Genomic DNA, 15,957 nt, shown 5'->3' with positions numbered 1-15,957 from the left:
CCCACTCTACTCAGCTTGGACTAGTCTCGTCCGTATGGCCCCCACCACGTCACCCGAGTCCCCGGCCCCCTATGGCTCCGGCCCCCAGCAGGCCGGAACCGGCGCGTCGACGGGCCGCCCCGCGGGCCGCGTGCGCATCCACCACCTCGCCGCCGCGAAAGAACGTGGTGAGCGGTTCGCGATGCTCACCGCCTATGACCAGTACGCCGCGCAGATCTTCGACGAGGCCGGCATCGAAGTCCTCCTCATCGGCGATTCGGCCGCCAACAACGTCTACGGCCACGAGACGAGCCTGCCCGTCACGGTCGACGAGCTCCTCCCACTGTGCCGCGCCGTCGCGCGCTCCGCGCGGCACGCGCTTGTTGTCGCCGATCTCCCCTTCGGAAGCTACGAAGTCTCCCCCGCCCAGGGCGTCGAGACCGGGGTGCGCTTCCTCAAGGAGGGCCTGGCCCACGCCGTGAAGATGGAGGGCGGGGCGTACTACGCCGACACGGTCCGCGCGATGGTCCAGGCCGGCATCCCGGTCATGGCTCACATCGGCTTCACCCCTCAGAGCGAGCACGCCCTGGGCGGCTATCGCGTGCAGGGAAGGGGCGACGACGCCGAGCGCCTTGTCGAGGACGCCAAGGCGCTCGAGGCTGCCGGCGCCTTCTGCGTGCTCATGGAAATGGTCCCGGCCGGGACGGCAGCCGCCGTCGACGCCGCCGTGCGGGTCCCGACGATCGGCATCGGAGCCGGTGCCGCCACCACCGGCCAGGTGCTCGTGTGGCAGGACATGGCCGGTCTCCGCGGCGGCGAGGGCACACGGATCGCGAAGTTCGTCAAGCGCTACGCCGACCTGCGGGGAACCCTGCTGGACGCCGCGCGTCGGTACGGCGACGACGTCCGCTCGGGCACGTTCCCGGGGCCCGAGCACAGCTTCTGAGGGGCCTGGGCAGGGCCTCTGAGGGACCTTGCTCCGGCCCGACGGGCCTAGTCGTTATCAGACCAGCCGTCGCCGTTAGCGTCTGAGGGGTCCCAAGCACGGTTGCGCTCCTTGACCTTCTCGAGCGCATGTTCGGCTTCCTCGCGAGTCGCGTAGGGCCCGATGAGCTGTGTCCAATCGCTCATCGCGTCTTCTTCGACCTGGTGCGTCCGGACGTTGTACCAAAACTGCGTCATGCGGCTCGTCCTCCTTTCGGCCCGAGTACACTCAGCCTATGCCTTCTCCGTCAACCACGGCACCCGTGGGCACGCTCGTGCCCGGGACCGTTTCCCCGATGCTCAAGGTCCCGGATTCGATCCCCAGACCGGGCTACGTCGGCAAGGACGGGCCGGAGAACTACGACGGCAACGACGTCTACACGCCGGAGCAGCTCGAGCGCATTCGGGTCGCCAGCAAGATCGCCGCGCAGGCCACGGTCGAGGTCGGCCGGCATATCCGGCCCGGAATCACGACCGACGAGCTCGACCGAATCGGGCACCAATTTCTCATTGACCGCGGTGCGTACCCGTCGACGCTCGGCTACCGCGGCTTTACGAAGTCCCTCTGCACGTCAGTCAACGAGGTGATCTGCCACGGGATCCCGGACTCGACCGTCCTCGCCGACGGGGACATCATCAACATCGACATCACGGCCTTCAAGGACGGAGTCCACGGCGACACCAACCATACGTTCCTTGTGGGTGACGTGGACGAGGAGTCCCGGCTGCTCGTGGAGCGGACGCAGGAGTCGCTCCAGCGCGCCATCAAGGCTGTGGCCCCCGGCCGCGAGATCAACGTGATCGGGCGCGCGATCGAGTCGTATGCCAAGCGCTTCGGCTACGGTGTGGTGCGCGACTTCACGGGCCACGGCGTGGGCGAAGCGTTCCACTCGGGCCTCATCATCCCGCACTACGACGCCGCGCCCGCGTACCGCAGGGTCATGGAGCCAGGGATGGTCTTCACGATCGAGCCTATGCTCACGCTCGGCACAATCCAGTGGGACATGTGGGACGACGGCTGGACGGTCGTGACGCGCGACCGCAAGCGGACCGCCCAGTTCGAACACACACTCGTCGTCACCGACACGGGTGCAGAGATCCTGACGCTCCCCTAGTCGAGAGCGCAACGCACCCGTCCCCTTCCTCCAACCCACCCCGCCCTTAACTCCCACGAGAGGCAGAACGCATGTCCAAGAGCGACAAGAAGCACAATCACCTCATCGGCATCGACATCGGGGGCACCGGCATCAAGGGCGGCATTGTCGATCTCAAGAAGGGCAAGCTCGTGGGTGACCGCGTGCGCATCGACACGCCTCAGCCCTCCGCGCCGGAGCCCGTTGCAGAAGTCGTGGCCCAGATCGTCGACGAACTGAGCGAGCGGGACGAAGCGCCGTCCGAGGACCTGCCCGTCGGCGTCACGTTCCCGGGCATCATCCAGCACGGCGTCTGCCACTCGGCCGCCAATGTCGACAAATCGTGGATCGACTTCGAAATCGATAAGTTCTTCACGAAACACCTCAACCGCCCCGTCGAGGTCATCAACGACGCCGACGCCGCTGGCCTTGCCGAGGTGAGGTACGGGGCGGGCCAGGGCGTGGACGGCACGGTCCTCGTCATCACGCTCGGAACAGGGATTGGTTCGGCATTCGTCTTCAACGGCCAGCTCGTGCCGAACGCCGAGCTCGGCCACCTCGAGATTGACGGCTTCGACGCTGAGACCAAGGCCTCCGCCGTGGCGCGCGAGCGCGAGGGCATCGGCTGGGAAGACTACAGCGTGCGCCTGCAGCGGTACTTCTCGCACGTCGAGTTCCTCTTCTCCCCCGAGCTCTTCATCGTCGGCGGGGGCATCTCGAAGCGGGCCGACGAGTATCTGCCGCGGCTCAAGCTCCGCACGCCGATCGTCCCGGCCGAGCTCAAGAACGAGGCTGGGATCGTGGGCGCGGCCCTCCAGGTGGGCATTCACCACAAGCTCCACAAGTAGAGAGCACGCGAAAAGGGGCCCGTCGCCGGGCCCCTTTTGCGCGCCTAAGGCCGGATCAGGCCTGAGCCCCCTCGGCGGGCGACGTTTCGGCCTGCTCGGATCGCAGCAATGCGATGGCCGCCTCGAAGTCCTCGAGGGATTCGAACGACTGATATACGCTCGCGAAGCGCAGGTACGCGACGTGGTCGAGCTTCCGCAGCGGACCGAGGATCGCGAGGCCCACCTCGTGGGCGTTGATCTCCGCGGCCCCGCTCGAGCGCACCGCCTCCTCGACCTCCTGCGCAAGCAGGGCGAGATCGTCTTCTGTGACGGGCCGCCCCTGGCACGCCTTCCGCACGCCGTTGATGACCTTGCTCCGGCTGAACGGCTCGCCGACGCCCGAGCGCTTGATGACCGTCAGGCTCGTCGTCTCGATCGTCGTGAACCGCCGCCCGCATTGCGGGCACTGCCTCCTGCGGCGGATCGACGCGCCGTCGTCCTGGATGCGACTGTCAACGACGCGCGAGTCCGGATTGCGGCAGAACGGGCAATACATCCCTCGATTCTACGGGGCGAGCCCTGCGTCACCAAGGAAAGACCACCAGATGTAGTGGTCCCCCCTACTAGGGACGGTGATTTCCTCCGGCGGCCGCTAGGGACGGCGATCGAAGCGCCGGTCCACGGCGTCGCCGTGGGCCGGGAGATCCTCTGCGTCCGCGAGGCTCCGGATGTGACGGGCGACGGCGCCGAGTGCCTCCGAGCTGTAGTCGATGACCTGGACGGCCTTGAGGAACGTCCCGACGTTGAGCCCCGAGGAGAACGCGGCGGTGCCGCTCGTGGGGAGCACGTGGTTCGATCCGGCCGTGTAGTCGCCGAGGCTCACGGGGCTGAAGTCGCCCACGAAGATCGCACCGGCGTTCCGCACGCGGGCGGCGACCGCGGCGGCGTCCGCCGTCATGACTTCGAGATGCTCGGCAGCGTAGGCGTCGCAGACCGCGACGCCCGCATCGACGTCGTCCACGAGCACCGCGCCGGACTGCCGCCCGGAAAGGGCCGTGAGCACGCGGTCGCGGTGCTTCGTGCCCTCGGCCTGCTCGGCGAGGCGCTCGCGGACCGCCTCGATGAGCTCCGGCGAGTCCGTGATGAGCACGGAACCGGCGCGCGTGTCGTGCTCGGCCTGGCTCACGAGGTCGGCTGCGACAAGCTCGGGGCGAGCGGTCGCGTCGGCAAGGATCGCGATCTCGGTCGGCCCGGCCTCGGCGTCGATCCCGACAACGCCCTTGACGAGCCGCTTGGCCGTCGCGACGAAGATGTTCCCGGGGCCCGTCACGACGTCGGCAGGCTCGATCGCGGGGAGCGCCCCCGCCGAGTCCGATCCCGCGGGAATCCCGTAGGCGAACGCCACGACGGCCTGGGCGCCGCCGATCGCGTACACCTCATCGATCCCGAGCAGGGCCGCGGCGGCGAGGATCGTGGGGTGCGGGAGGCCGTCGTTGTCCTTCTGCGGCGGCGAGGCGAGGGCAATCGAGCCCACTCCGGCGGCCTGCGCCGGAACGACGTTCATGACCACCGACGACGGGTACACCGCAAGGCCACCCGGCACGTACAGGCCGACGCGGCGCACCGGGACCCAGCGCTGGGTGACGGTCGCGCCGTCGCCCGGGCGCACGGTGACGTCCTCGGGAAGCTGCGCCGCGGCGAACAGCCGGGCCCTGCGGATCGATTCCTCGAGCGCCGTGCGGACGCTCGGCGCGAGCGAGGCGAGCGCGCCGGAGATGGCCTCGCCGGGGACGCGCGGGTGCCGCTGAGTCACGCCGTCGAACTTCTCCGCGAGGAGCGAGAGCGCCGCGAACCCGCCCGAGCGGACGTCCGAGATGATGCCGTGGACGGCGTCCTCCACCGCGGAGCCCTGCTCTGGCTCGAGCCGCGGCACGACCGCTCGCAGCTCGGCGAGGCTGAGGCTCCGGCCCCTGAGATCGATCGTGCGGAAGTCGAGGGAGAGAGCTGGGGAGGTCACGACCCCAGTCTACGGTCCGGGCGGGTGGGCGGGGATCAGGGTCGGGTGGGCGGGGACCAGAGAACCGTAACAAGCCCGAGGATGACGACGGCGACGATCCCCGGCCACAGCGCGAGGGCGCTGAACGTCGCGAGGCCGAACGCCGAGCCGACGACGCTCGGATCGGACCGCGACGACCCGAAGACCATTCCGAGGCCCACGCCGGTGAGCCACATGAGCACGCTGCCGGCCCCCGATCCGACGAGGGCCGCGAGGTAGCGCCCCGCGAAACCGGCCCGCACGTGCGCGCGCACCGCGAAGACGACGACGACGACCGCGGCGAGGGCCGCGAGGCCAGTGAAGACGAAGTCGCGAGGGATCCACTGCCCGTAATCCGAGCCGTCGCCGTAGAGCCGGCCGCCGGGGGCGGCGAGCCACCACACGAAGCCGAGCACGGGCCCGGCGACGGCGGGAAGCACGCACCACCGGACCATTGTCGCGGGGCTCGGCCAGGTGCGCACTCGCGACGAAGCTTCCATGACGTCCCCGGCCTCACGCATCGAGGCACGCAGGGCCGAGGAGGACCTTGAGGTCACCGAACAGGGCGGGGTTGGGGTTGACGCGGAGGTGCACGCCGAGCTTCATGACCTCGATGCTGCGGCTCCCGTGGAGCCTCAGCTGCACCTCGCTGTGCCCAGGATGCGTGCGCAGGACCTCGCCGAGGCGCGTCACGATGCGCTCTGTGGCCTTGTGCGTCGGCATCGAGATGACCACGGGGCCTCCGTCGGCCTGGCTGAGGTCCGGCACCGTGAGCTCCATCGCGCTCAGCGTCACGGCGCCGTCGTCCCGCCGCTGGAGGCGACCCTTGATCACCACGATGAGGTCCTCCGCGAGGATCGACGCGATCGGTCCGTAGACCTGGCCGAAGAACATGACCTCCATGGACGCGCCGAGGTCCTCGATCTCGGCGCGCGCGTACGCGTTGCCGCTCGCCTTCGCGATGCGCCGGCTCAGCGACGTGATCATGCCCGCAATCGTGACGATCGCGCCGTCCTGGGGGCCGTCGTCGGAAATGAGCTGGGAGATCGCATGGTCGGCGTGCCCGTCGAGCACGCCCTCAAGGCCCTGGAGCGGGTGGTCCGAGACGTACAGACCCAACATGTCGCGCTCAAACGCGAGCCGATCCTTCTTTTCCCATTCGGGGAGATCCGGGATCTCGACGGCGAGGCCCGAGGCCAGCGAGCCGTCGCCCCCATCGCCGTCGAACGCGCTGAAGAGGTCGAACTGGTTCGCTGCCTCGTTGCGCTTGAGCGTGATGACGGCGTCGACAGCCTCCTCGTGCACCATGGCGAGCGAGCGCCGCGGGTGCCCGAGCGAGTCGAAGGCGCCGGCCTTGATGAGCGATTCGATCGTGCGCTTGTTGCAGACGACCGCGGGGACCTTCTGGAGGAAGTCGCTGAAGCCCGTGTACGCGCCCTTCTCGGTGCGGGCCTCGACCATCGAGTGCACGACGTTCGCGCCGACGTTGCGGATCGCACCCATGCCGAAGCGGATGTCGTTGCCCACCGGGGTGAAGTTGAGCGCGGACTCGTTGACGTCCGGCGGCAGGACCGTGATGCCCATGCGCCGGCACTCGTTGAGGTACATCGCAAGCTTGTCCTTGTCGTCCCCGACCGACGTCAGCAGGGCCGCCATGTATTCCGCCGGGTAGTGCGCCTTGAGATAGGCGGTCCAGTACGAGACCACGCCGTACGCGGCCGAGTGCGCCTTGTTGAACGCGTAGTCGGAGAAGGGCAGGAGGATGTCCCACAGCGTCTTGACTGCGGCGTCCGAGTACCCCCGATCGTGCATGCCCGCGGAGAAGCCCTCGAACTGCTTGTCCAGCTCGGACTTCTTCTTCTTGCCCATCGCGCGGCGCAGAATGTCGGCCTGTCCGAGCGAGTAGCCGGCAAGCTTCTGCGCGATGGCCATGACCTGCTCCTGGTACACGATGAGGCCGTAGGTGCCGCCCAGGATGTCCTCGAGCGGCTCCGCGAGCTCGGGGTGGATCGGCGTGATCTCCTGCTGGCCGTTCTTGCGGAGCGCGTAGTTGGTGTGCGCGTTCGCGCCCATGGGCCCCGGCCGGTAGAGCGCGAGGACGGCGGAGATGTCCTCGAAGTTGTCGGGGCGCATGAGCTTGAGCAGCGAGCGCATGGGGCCGCCATCGAGCTGGAAAACGCCGAGCGTGTCGCCGCGCGCGAGGAGATCGTAGGACGGCGTGTCGTCGAGTTCGAGGCGCTCGAGGTCGAGCTCCGTCCCGCGGTTGAGCTTGATGTTGTCCAGGGCGTCCGTGATGATCGTGAGGTTCCTCAGGCCGAGGAAGTCCATCTTGATCAGCCCAAGGCCCTCGCAGGTCGGATAGTCGAACTGCGTGATGACCTGGCCGTCCTGGTCGCGGCGCATGATCGGGACGATGTCGATGAGCGGGTGGGAGGACATGATGACGCCGGCGGCGTGCACGCCCCACTGGCGCTTGAGCCCCTCGAGCCCGAGCGCCGTCTCGAACACACGTTGGGCGTCCGAGTCCGAGCGCAGGAGCTCGCGCATCTCCTCGGCCTCGCCGTAGCGCTTGGCCTCGGGATTGTGGATGTCCACGAGCGGCATGCCCTTGCCCATGACGTCCGGCGGCATCGCCTTCGTGAGCCGCTCCCCCACGGAGAACGGGTAGCCGAGCACGCGGGAGGAGTCCTTGAGGGCCTGCTTGGCCTTGATGGTCCCGTACGTGACGATCATCGCGACACGGTCGTCGCCGTACTTCTCCGTCACGTACTTGATGACCTCGGGGCGGCGACGATCATCGAAGTCGACATCGAAGTCAGGCATCGAGACACGGTCCGGATTGAGGAAGCGCTCGAAGATGAGGCCGTGGGCGAGCGGGTTGAGATCCGTGATGCGCATCGCGTACGCGGCCATGGACCCCGCACCGGAGCCGCGGCCCGGGCCTACGCGGATCCCGTTGTCCTTGGCCCAGTTGATGAAGTCGGCGACGACGAGGAAGTAGCCCGGGAACCCCATCTGGGTGATGATCCCGATCTCGTACTCGGCCTGCTTGCGGACCTCGTCGGGGATGCCGCCCGGGAACCGGTAGTGGAGGCCGCGCTCAACCTCCTTGACGAACCACGATTCCTCGTTCTCCCCCTCCGGGCAGGGGAAGCGCGGCATGTAGCTCGCCTTCGTGTTGAACTCGACGTTGCAGCGCTCGGCGATGAGCAGCGTGTTGTCGCACGCCTCGGGATGGTCGCTGAAGATCGCCCGCATCTCGGCCGGGGACTTGAGGTAGAACTCGTCGGCGTCGAACTTGAACCGCTTGGGGTCGGCGAGCGTCGAACCAGACTGGACGCAGAGGAGGGCGGCGTGGCTCGAGGCGTCCTCGGCGTGTGTGTAGTGGAGATCGTTCGTGGCCACGAGCGGAAGGCCGAGGTCCTTCGCGAGCCTGATCAGATCGGCCTGAACCGCGCGCTCGATGTCGAGGCCGTGGTCCATGAGCTCGCAGAAGAAGTTCTCCCGCCCGAAGATCTCGCGGAACTCGGCGGCCGCCTCGCGGGCCTCCTCGTACAGCCCGAGCCGGAGCTTGGTCTGGACTTCGCCGGACGGGCAACCGGTCGTCGCGATGAGGCCCTTCCCGTACGTCTGCAGGAGCTCGCGGTCCATGCGCGGCTTGTACAGATAGCCCTCGAGGGACGCGAGCGAGGACATCCGGAAGAGGTTGTGCATGCCCTCCGTGTTCTCGGCCCACATCGTCATGTGCGTGTACGCGCCGGCGCCGGAGACGTCGTTGCGGCCACCGTCGCCCCAGCGCACGCGGGTCTTGTCCTGGCGGGCGGTGCCCGGCGTCAGGTAGGCCTCGACCCCGACAATCGGCTTGATGCCGGCGTCCGTGGCCTTCTTCCAGAAGTCGAATGCCCCGAAGACGAAGCCGTGGTCCGTCGTCGCAACCGCGTTCATGCCGAGCTCCTCCGCGTGGCTGAACAGGTCCCCCAGCCGCGCCGCGCCGTCGAGCATCGAGTACTCGGTGTGGTTGTGGAGGTGCACGAACGAACCGCTGGAAGTCACCGCTCCAGTCTAGGCTCGGCGCCCGTGGGCTCCGCGCTGCCGCGCCGCACGCATTGAGCCGGAGCCTCGGCCCGCAGGCCAGTTGGCAGGGCCCCAGCGGGGAACGGGCCAGCGCACGACCGGTTCAGTGGCCGCGGAGCGCGTCGATCGCGTATTGCAGATCGGCCGGGTAGGGGCTCGTGGCCTCGACCCATTCGCCCGTTCGGGGGTGCGCAAAGCCGAGGCGGTGCGCGTGCAGCCACTGGCGCGTGAGGCCCAGATCGGCCGCGAGCCGCGGGTCCGCGCCGTACGTCAGGTCCCCCGCGCACGGGTGGTGGAGCGCCGAGAAGTGGACGCGGATCTGGTGCGTCCGGCCAGTCTCGAGGTGGACCTCGACGAGGCTTGCACGGCCGAAGGCCTCGAGCACTTCGTAGTGGGTCACCGAGGCGCGGCCGTCCTCGACGACCGCGAAGCGCCAGTCGTAGCCCGGGTGCCGCCCGATCGGCGCGTCGATGGTCCCCTCGAGCGGATCGGGCAGGCCCTGGACCACGGCGTGGTAGACCTTCTCGACGGTGCGCTCTTTGAATGCGCGCTTGAGCGCGGTGTACGCGTGCTCGGTCTTCGCGACGACCATGGCGCCGGACGTGCCCACGTCGAGCCGGTGGACGATGCCCGCGCGCTCGGGTGCGCCGGACGTCGAAATGCGGAAACCGTCAGCGGCGAGGCCGCCCACGACGGTGGGCCCTACCCATCCCGGGGAGGGATGCGCGGCAACGCCCACGGGTTTGTCCACGACGACGAAGTCCTCGTCGTCGAGGAGGATCTCGAGGCCGTCCACGTGTTCCACCACCACTTCCAGGGGATCGCGCTGCTCGGGCGCGTCGATGTCAATCTCCGCGTCCGCGGCGAGCCGATCCGATTTGGCGAGAGCCTTGCCTGCCATGCGGACGTGGCCGCCCGTCAGCAGCTGGGCCGCGGCCGATCGGGACACCCCGAGCAGGGCCGCGAGACCCGCGTCCGCGCGCGCTCCGGCGAGTTCCTCGGGGACGGTGTGCCGCTCAGGCACCCGGCGTCCCCGGTTGCTCTTCGCCCCCGGACCCTGTACCGGTCCCGGCTCCGCGCTCGTCGTTTCGGGCGCCGTCGCGCTTCGAGTGCCGGCTTCCGTCCGCGCCAATGCCGACGAGCGTCAGGAGGCAGATGAGCGCGACGCCTGTGACGACACACGAATCGGCGACGTTGAAGATCGCGAAGTTGGGCAGCTGGATGAAGTCCACCACGTGGCCCATGCCGAACGAGGGCTCGCGAAACAGCCGGTCGGTGAGGTTGCCGAGCGCACCGCCGAGCACGAGCCCGAGCGCGACGGCCCACCCGACGGAACGTACCCGCCTCGCGTACACGATGATCGCCACCGAGACGACAGTCATGATGATGCTGAAGACCCACGTCACGTTCTCACCGATCGAGAACGCGGCACCCGAATTGCGGATGTAGTACCAGTGCAGGAGCGGCGGGAGGACCGGGGTCCTCTCCCCCTCCGTCATGGTGCTCGTCACCCAGAGCTTCGTGAGCTGGTCGAGGACATACGCCACGACGGCGAGGGCGGCCAGCACGCCAATGCCCCGCCAGTGGAGGCGACGGCGCCCGGCGGACGACGGCGCGTGGTCATGCGGGGGCGACGTCGGTGTGGAGTTGTCCATGCTGCTTTCCGTTGGCATGCCGAAGCCGGCGACCGCGTGGGCGGCCGCCGGCTCTGACGAGTTTCTGACTTTAGACCTCGGCGTTGTCGGGGATCTCGTTCGACACGACCGAGCCTCGGGCGTCGAGATCGCGCAGCTGGCCCTCGATGTAGGCCTTGAGGCGGGTGCGGTAGTCGCGCTCGAAGCCACGGAGCTGCTCAACCTTGCGCTCGAGCACCGACCGCTGCTGCTCAAGGGCGCCCAGCGTCTTGCGGGACTTCTCCTGAGCCTCGCTCACCAGGCTGCTCGCCTCGATCTGCGCCTCGGCGATGATCTTGTCGCGCTGGTCGATGCCGTCCTGGACGTGCTTGTCGTGCATCTGCTGAGCCATCGCGAGGAGACCAGCGGCCGACTCGGCGGTCTGCGCGTGCACCGTCGAGGGGGCAGCCGCCTGGACAGGCGCGGGCGCCGGAGCAACCGGAGCGGGCTTCGCGACCTCAACCGGCTTGGGCTCTTCAACGGTCGGCTTCTCGGGTGCCGAAACACCGCCCTTCGAGGTGAGCTCGGCGACCTTCTTGCGGAGCTCGTCGTTCTCCTGGTTCAGCCGGCGGAGCTCAATGACGATCTCGTCAAGGAAGTCATCAACCTCGTCCTGGTCGTAGCCCTCGCGGAACTTGGTCGGCTGGAATCGCTTGTTGACGACATCTTCTGGCGTCAGAGCCATCTGCTCACCTCATTTGGTCTTGTCAGTCGGGAAGGCTTGCCTCCCCCGACTACCGTAGCTGACATTCACCCGGTCGCTCCACTTCCGACTTAGCACGTAAGTACAGAAAAAGAGAAGCCCCCGGTTCTTTGCTCAGAACCTACGCGAGATTCCGAACGATATCCATAGCGATGTAGACCGCGAACACGAGGACAATGAACGCGATATCGAGGCTCAAACCACCGAGCCGGACAGGCTTGAAAAGCCTCCTGGACAACCGCATGGGCGGATCGGTCATCGAGTAGATGGCACTCGCGGCTACGAGGGAAAACCCCCGCGGTCGCCACGACCGGGCAAACGACTGGACCCAGTCCAGTACGAGGCGCCCCACGAGCCCCACGAGCAGGAGATCGAGAAGCACATACACGAGTGCCCAGACAATGCCCACGCGAAACTCAGCTCTGGTTGAAGAAGGCGGTAGTCCCCTCGCTCGCCTTCTTGTCCTCGCCGAGGACTTCGATCGTCGCGGGGGTGAGCAGGAACACCTTGTTGGTGACCCGCTCTATGCTGCCATGGAGGCCGAACACGAGGCCGGCCGAGAAATCGACGAGGCGCTTGGCGTCTGCCTCGCCCATGTCCGTGACGTTCATGATCACGGGAATGCCCTCGCGGAAGCTCTCTCCGATGATCTTGGCGTCGTTGTAGGAGCGCGGGTGGACCGTGGTGATCTGGCGCAGGCTGCCGTCCTCACGCACGGCTGCGGCACGCTTGATGGGCGTCACTGGAGCCCGGTACTCCTCGACCTCGGCGGCGGGCTCGCGGGTTGCGAGTGCCTGTCGGCGTTCTTCGCGCTCGGTGTGCACCGGCTTGTCCTCTTCCGTACGTGTGGTTTCCGTGCGGGCGTGATGGGCCTCTGCCTCGAACTGCTCATCGCTGTCTGCGAGGCCGAGGTAAACCATGGTCTTCCGCATAACTCCGGCCATGCTCGACTCCTGTACTCGGGCCACGCGGTCCTCAGGCACCGGGTCCCGGCCCTAGAGGTCCCGACGCTTCGACGCTACAGCACGCGTGGCCGCGGACCGAGGACATCTGTCCCGATCCGCACGTGTGTCGCGCCCGCCGCAATCGCCTGTTCGAGGTCTTGACTCATACCCGCAGACACCATCCTCGCATCTGGATGGTCCGCGCGCAGCTTCGCGGCGCAAACGGACAGGCGCTCGAAGGCCCGCTCGGGGTCTTCGCCGAGCGGCGCGACCGCCATGATGCCCGCGAGGCGCAGCCCGTCCGCGCCTGCGACGAGGTCGCCAAGCCGCGCAAGTTCGGCCGGCAGCGCTCCCCCTCTCCCGGACACCGCATCCTCGTCGAGGTTCACCTGGAGGAGGCACGCTAGGGGCGGGCGGCCCGCGCGCGACGGCTCATGGGCCGCGGCTTTCGCGAGGGCCGTCACGAGCGAGGAACGGTCCACCGAGTGCACGGTGTCGGCGTAGCGAACCACGCTTTTCGCCTTGTTCGATTGGAGCTGGCCGATGAAGTGCCACGAGAGCTCCAGGCCCGCAAGCTCGGCCGCCTTCGCGGAGGCCTCCTGATCGCGGTTCTCTCCGACGTCGGTCACACCGAGCTCGGCAAGCAGCCTCACATCACCCGCGGGGTGGAACTTCGTCACGACGATGAGCTTGGGCTCCTCGCCCCGTCCGGACGCGCGCGCCGCCTGGGAGATCCGACGACGAACGCGCTCGAGGTTCGCCGCGAGCTCAGCCCGCCGGGACTCGAGATCACGCATGCGCCCACACCAGGCCCGCGAAGCGGCCCTCCCCCGGCGCGCGCCGATGCGAGAAGAGGCGCTCTTCCTCGAGCGTGCACGCGGCGGCCTCGGCATGAACCGCGACGCCCGCAGCCGCGAGCTGGGCTGTGACGCCGCCCGGGAGATCAAGCGCCGGCGTGCCCCACGATGTCCGCGACGCCGTCCCGGGGACCGCGGCTTCGACCTCGTCTCGGAGGGTCGCAGGCACTTCGTAGCAGCGCCCGCAGATGCTGGGACCGATCCACGCCTCGAGTCCGTGCGCCCCGGCATCGCGAAGGGCCGCGACAGCTGCCGGGACCACTCCCGCGGCGAGCCCGACCCGCCCCGCGTGAACAGCTCCGAGCGCGGGCGAGCCATCCGGGAACTGCCCCATCAGGACGATCGGGACGCAGTCGGCGACCATGACCGCCAAGGGAGTCCCGCGTGACAGGAGGGCATCGGCGACCGGCACCTCGCCGGCCTGCTCGGCCCACACGTGCGCCTTGCCGTGGACCTGCTCCATGTACTGGAAGCGGTCTACCCCCGCGGCCTCGGCAAGCGCCGTGCGATGGGCGCGCACGCCGTCGTCGTCCTCGCCGACGTGGAAGGCGAGGTTGCCCGCCGAGACCTGCGTGAACGCGGCGGTGACGCCGGGACGGATGTCCCGGCGCCACCAGAAGAGTCCCTCCACCCCGTCGCCTTGGGGCGCCGGGGCGGCCGCTCGATCAATCACTTGAGGAAGTCGGGCACATCGAGATCGTCGCGAGAGCCCGAGAGGTCCGGCTCGACAACCGCCGGAAGCTCGACGTCGAAACCAGAATCGGCGGACGAGCCCGTGTGCGACTGGCTCCACTGGCTCAGGCCGGCGTGGACCGGCTGCGGCTGAGCGGACGGGCGCGGTGCCGGCGGCACCTGCGGCGCCGACGGAACGGCCGACGCCGCCGCGGCAGCTGCCTGCTGGGCGGCGGCCCTGGCCTTCGTGTCCTCGAGCGACGGCGACGTCGCCTTGACGTCGTCGAAGCCAGCCGCGATGACCGTGACGCGAGCCTCGTCGCCGAGGGCGTCGTCGATGACGGCGCCGAAGATGATGTTCGCCTCGGGGTGCGCCACCTCCTGCACGAGGCGCGCGGCCTCGTTGATCTCGAAGAGGCCCAGGTCGCTGCCGCCCTGGATCGAGAGCAGGACGCCGTGCGCGCCGTCGATCGAGGCCTCGAGGAGCGGGGACGCGATCGCGAGCTCGGCGGCCTTGACGGCGCGGTCCTCGCCGCGCGCCGAGCCGATGCCCATGAGGGCGGAACCCGCACCCTGCATGACGGACTTGACGTCGGCGAAGTCGAGGTTGATGAGACCAGGGGTCGTGATGAGGTCCGTGATGCCCTGGACTCCGGAGAGGAGAACCTGATCGGCGGAGCGGAACGCGTCGAGCACCGACACGTTGCGGTCGCTGATCGAGAGGAGCCGGTCGTTCGGGATCACGATGAGCGTGTCAACCTCGTCGCGGAGCGCCTCGATGCCGTTCTCGGCGGACGACGCGCGGCGGCGGCCCTCGAACGTGAAGGGACGCGTCACGACGCCGATCGTGAGCGCGCCGAGCGAGCGCGCGATCCGCGCCACGACGGGAGCGCCGCCCGTTCCGGTTCCGCCGCCCTCGCCGGCCGTCACGAAGACCATGTCCGCGCCGCGCAGGACTTCCTCGATCTCATCCGAGTGGTCCTCAGCAGCCTGGCGACCGACCTCAGGGTTCGCACCGGCGCCAAGCCCGCGGGTCAGTTCGCGGCCGACGTCGAGCTTGACGTCCGCGTCGCTCATGAGCAGCGCCTGGGCGTCCGTGTTGATGGCGATGAATTCCACTCCTCGCAGACCGACTTCGATCATGCGGTTTACTGCGTTCACGCCACCGCCGCCAATGCCGACGACCTTGATGACGGCCAAGTAGTTCTGCGGTGCTGCCACGTTGAGTGTCCCTTGTTCGAAGCCTGCTGGTTCTGCAAGAAGCCGGGTTCACAACCTTAACCCTCAAGTCGAAGGTTATAGTTATGTCAACTAGCTCTTGTTGAAGACGGTATTTGCCGCGATTCCCCGGTGCAACGACCGCCTAGGCGTGTCGCGAGCTTTGCCGCAAAGCGGCGCCTTAACGCGTGACCGGATGGCGGGGCGTGCTCACGTCATAGACCGTCACGGGCGTCTGTCCCTTGACCGGCGTCTCGTTCGCCTTCATGAGCGCCGCAAGAACCTGGGCCTTGAGATCGCGGTCCTGGGCGTTCCCCCAAATCACCGTCTTGCCGTTCGCGAGCTTGAGCTGCACCGAGTCGACCGAATCGGCCTTCGCGGTGGCGAGCTGGGCGAGGATGTCGACGGGAAGCGCCGCGAGGACGCTCGTGATCGCGAGGAACGTCGGGTGCGGGATCGCGCCGCCCGACGCGTCGATCACGGGAACCGCAAACGCAGACTTGTCCTGGGCTTGGGCGATCTCGACGCCGTCGCCGTCCACGACCGAGAAGCCGTTCGACTGCTTCACGAGCGCGACGGGGACGCGCTCCACGACGGTTACGAGGAGCGTGTTCGGCGGCACCGCGCGGCTGCGCACGGACTTCACCTGGACAATCGGGCTCACGAGGCGCGTCACATCGTCCGGCCCGACGAGCGGGAGCGGGCGGCCCTGAAGCGGCTTGAGCGCGGCGAGGACCTGCGCCGGAGCGAGCATCTTGGTGCCCTCGACGGTGATGGTCCGCACCGCGAGGAGCGGCGAGAAGACGAGGAGAGCCATGAGCCCCGCGACGAGCGCCACGGCCGCGGCGCCGACGGCAA

16 protein-coding genes and 1 pseudogene are annotated in these 15,957 nt (G+C 68.4%); 3 read left to right on the top strand and 14 right to left on the bottom strand.

Annotated features, from left to right (window positions below; genetic code table 11):
* Positions 1-34 precede the first annotated feature (34 nt).
* Positions 35-925, top strand: coding sequence for a 3-methyl-2-oxobutanoate hydroxymethyltransferase (gene panB / locus ACLN58_RS03595; protein WP_415853911.1), 891 nt, complete (start codon positions 35-37; stop codon positions 923-925).
* Positions 926-972: 47 nt separating this feature from the next.
* On the opposite strand, the pseudogene ACLN58_RS03590 reads toward panB, so the two are convergent.
* A pseudogene (locus tag ACLN58_RS03590) lies at positions 973-1,173 on the bottom strand (SPOR domain-containing protein); the annotation flags it as partial.
* Positions 1,174-1,199: 26 nt separating this feature from the next.
* Here ACLN58_RS03590 and map point away from each other — a divergent pair.
* The gene (gene map / locus ACLN58_RS03585) at positions 1,200-2,078 is read left to right on the top strand and encodes a type I methionyl aminopeptidase (RefSeq protein WP_415853910.1); all 879 of its coding nucleotides are present in this window, start codon (positions 1,200-1,202) and stop codon (positions 2,076-2,078) included.
* Between the two features lie 71 nt (positions 2,079-2,149).
* On the top strand, positions 2,150-2,944 hold the full coding sequence (ppgK, locus tag ACLN58_RS03580) for a polyphosphate--glucose phosphotransferase (RefSeq protein WP_415853909.1): 795 nt from the start codon (positions 2,150-2,152) through the stop codon (positions 2,942-2,944).
* A 55-nt stretch (positions 2,945-2,999) separates the two neighbouring features.
* Here ppgK and nrdR read toward each other — a convergent pair whose 3' ends face one another.
* The 13 genes from nrdR to ACLN58_RS03515 all read right to left on the bottom strand — a co-directional run.
* Positions 3,000-3,479 (bottom strand): transcriptional regulator NrdR, encoded by a 480-nt coding sequence (nrdR, locus tag ACLN58_RS03575; protein ID WP_415853908.1) that lies wholly within the window; start codon positions 3,477-3,479, stop codon positions 3,000-3,002.
* Between the two features lie 96 nt (positions 3,480-3,575).
* Positions 3,576-4,940, bottom strand: a complete 1,365-nt coding sequence (hisD, locus tag ACLN58_RS03570) for a histidinol dehydrogenase (protein WP_415853907.1) — start codon at positions 4,938-4,940, stop codon at positions 3,576-3,578.
* A 35-nt stretch (positions 4,941-4,975) separates the two neighbouring features.
* Positions 4,976-5,479, bottom strand: coding sequence for a hypothetical protein (locus ACLN58_RS03565; protein WP_415853906.1), 504 nt, complete (start codon positions 5,477-5,479; stop codon positions 4,976-4,978).
* Positions 5,472-9,011 carry a DNA polymerase III subunit alpha gene (gene dnaE, locus ACLN58_RS03560; RefSeq protein ID WP_415853905.1) on the bottom strand — a complete coding sequence of 1,180 codons (3,540 nt, stop codon included), beginning with the start codon at positions 9,009-9,011 and terminating at the stop codon, positions 5,472-5,474. Before dnaE ends, ACLN58_RS03565 begins: the two co-directional genes overlap by 8 nt.
* Before the next feature lie 124 nt (positions 9,012-9,135).
* Positions 9,136-10,056: an RluA family pseudouridine synthase gene (locus ACLN58_RS03555; RefSeq protein ID WP_415853904.1), complete on the bottom strand. Its 921-nt coding sequence runs from the start codon at positions 10,054-10,056 to the stop codon at positions 9,136-9,138.
* Positions 10,049-10,687, bottom strand: coding sequence for a signal peptidase II (lspA, locus tag ACLN58_RS03550; RefSeq protein ID WP_415853903.1), 639 nt, complete (start codon positions 10,685-10,687; stop codon positions 10,049-10,051). Before lspA ends, ACLN58_RS03555 begins: the two co-directional genes overlap by 8 nt.
* 70 nt (positions 10,688-10,757) lie before the next feature.
* Positions 10,758-11,390: a DivIVA domain-containing protein gene (locus ACLN58_RS03545; RefSeq protein WP_415853902.1), complete on the bottom strand. Its 633-nt coding sequence runs from the start codon at positions 11,388-11,390 to the stop codon at positions 10,758-10,760.
* A 139-nt stretch (positions 11,391-11,529) separates the two neighbouring features.
* Positions 11,530-11,817: a YggT family protein gene (locus ACLN58_RS03540; protein ID WP_415853901.1), complete on the bottom strand. Its 288-nt coding sequence runs from the start codon at positions 11,815-11,817 to the stop codon at positions 11,530-11,532.
* 7 nt (positions 11,818-11,824) lie between these two features.
* Positions 11,825-12,352 carry a cell division protein SepF gene (locus tag ACLN58_RS03535; protein ID WP_415853900.1) on the bottom strand — a complete coding sequence of 176 codons (528 nt, stop codon included), beginning with the start codon at positions 12,350-12,352 and terminating at the stop codon, positions 11,825-11,827.
* Positions 12,353-12,426: 74 nt separating this feature from the next.
* Positions 12,427-13,149 (bottom strand): YggS family pyridoxal phosphate-dependent enzyme, encoded by a 723-nt coding sequence (locus ACLN58_RS03530; RefSeq protein WP_415853899.1) that lies wholly within the window; start codon positions 13,147-13,149, stop codon positions 12,427-12,429.
* Positions 13,142-13,840: a polyphenol oxidase family protein gene (locus ACLN58_RS03525; protein WP_415853898.1), complete on the bottom strand. Its 699-nt coding sequence runs from the start codon at positions 13,838-13,840 to the stop codon at positions 13,142-13,144. The genes ACLN58_RS03530 and ACLN58_RS03525 overlap by 8 nt, the downstream gene beginning before the upstream one ends.
* Positions 13,841-13,878: 38 nt before the next feature.
* The gene (ftsZ, locus tag ACLN58_RS03520; protein WP_415853897.1) at positions 13,879-15,102 is read right to left on the bottom strand and encodes a cell division protein FtsZ; all 1,224 of its coding nucleotides are present in this window, start codon (positions 15,100-15,102) and stop codon (positions 13,879-13,881) included.
* A gap of 178 nt (positions 15,103-15,280) precedes the next feature.
* On the bottom strand, positions 15,281-15,957 hold a 677-nt coding region (locus tag ACLN58_RS03515; RefSeq protein ID WP_415853896.1), incomplete at its 5' end, for an FtsQ-type POTRA domain-containing protein.

The sequence above is a fragment of the Sinomonas sp. G460-2 genome (assembly GCF_047759905.1).
Classification (GTDB): Bacteria; Actinomycetota; Actinomycetes; order Actinomycetales; family Micrococcaceae; genus Sinomonas.
Note: the sequence above shows the minus strand (reverse complement) of the source record. Positions and strands in the feature narration are given on the sequence as shown.

What these genes read in the sequence shown, in the direction of transcription:
- lspA (WP_415853903.1), bottom strand. Translation starts at nt 10,687, where the DNA reads ATGGACAACTCCACACCGACGTCGCCCCCGCATGACCACGCGCCGTCG.
- nrdR (WP_415853908.1), bottom strand. Translation starts at nt 3,479, where the DNA reads ATGTATTGCCCGTTCTGCCGCAATCCGGACTCGCGCGTCGTTGACAGT.
- ACLN58_RS03545 (WP_415853902.1), bottom strand. Translation starts at nt 11,390, where the DNA reads ATGGCTCTGACGCCAGAAGATGTCGTCAACAAGCGATTCCAGCCGACC.
- ACLN58_RS03530 (WP_415853899.1), bottom strand. Translation starts at nt 13,149, where the DNA reads ATGCGTGATCTCGAGTCCCGGCGGGCTGAGCTCGCGGCGAACCTCGAG.
- map (WP_415853910.1), top strand. Translation starts at nt 1,200, where the DNA reads ATGCCTTCTCCGTCAACCACGGCACCCGTGGGCACGCTCGTGCCCGGG.
- ACLN58_RS03535 (WP_415853900.1), bottom strand. Translation starts at nt 12,352, where the DNA reads ATGGCCGGAGTTATGCGGAAGACCATGGTTTACCTCGGCCTCGCAGAC.
- ACLN58_RS03565 (WP_415853906.1), bottom strand. Translation starts at nt 5,479, where the DNA reads ATGCGTGAGGCCGGGGACGTCATGGAAGCTTCGTCGCGAGTGCGCACC.
- panB (WP_415853911.1), top strand. Translation starts at nt 35, where the DNA reads ATGGCCCCCACCACGTCACCCGAGTCCCCGGCCCCCTATGGCTCCGGC.
- ppgK (WP_415853909.1), top strand. Translation starts at nt 2,150, where the DNA reads ATGTCCAAGAGCGACAAGAAGCACAATCACCTCATCGGCATCGACATC.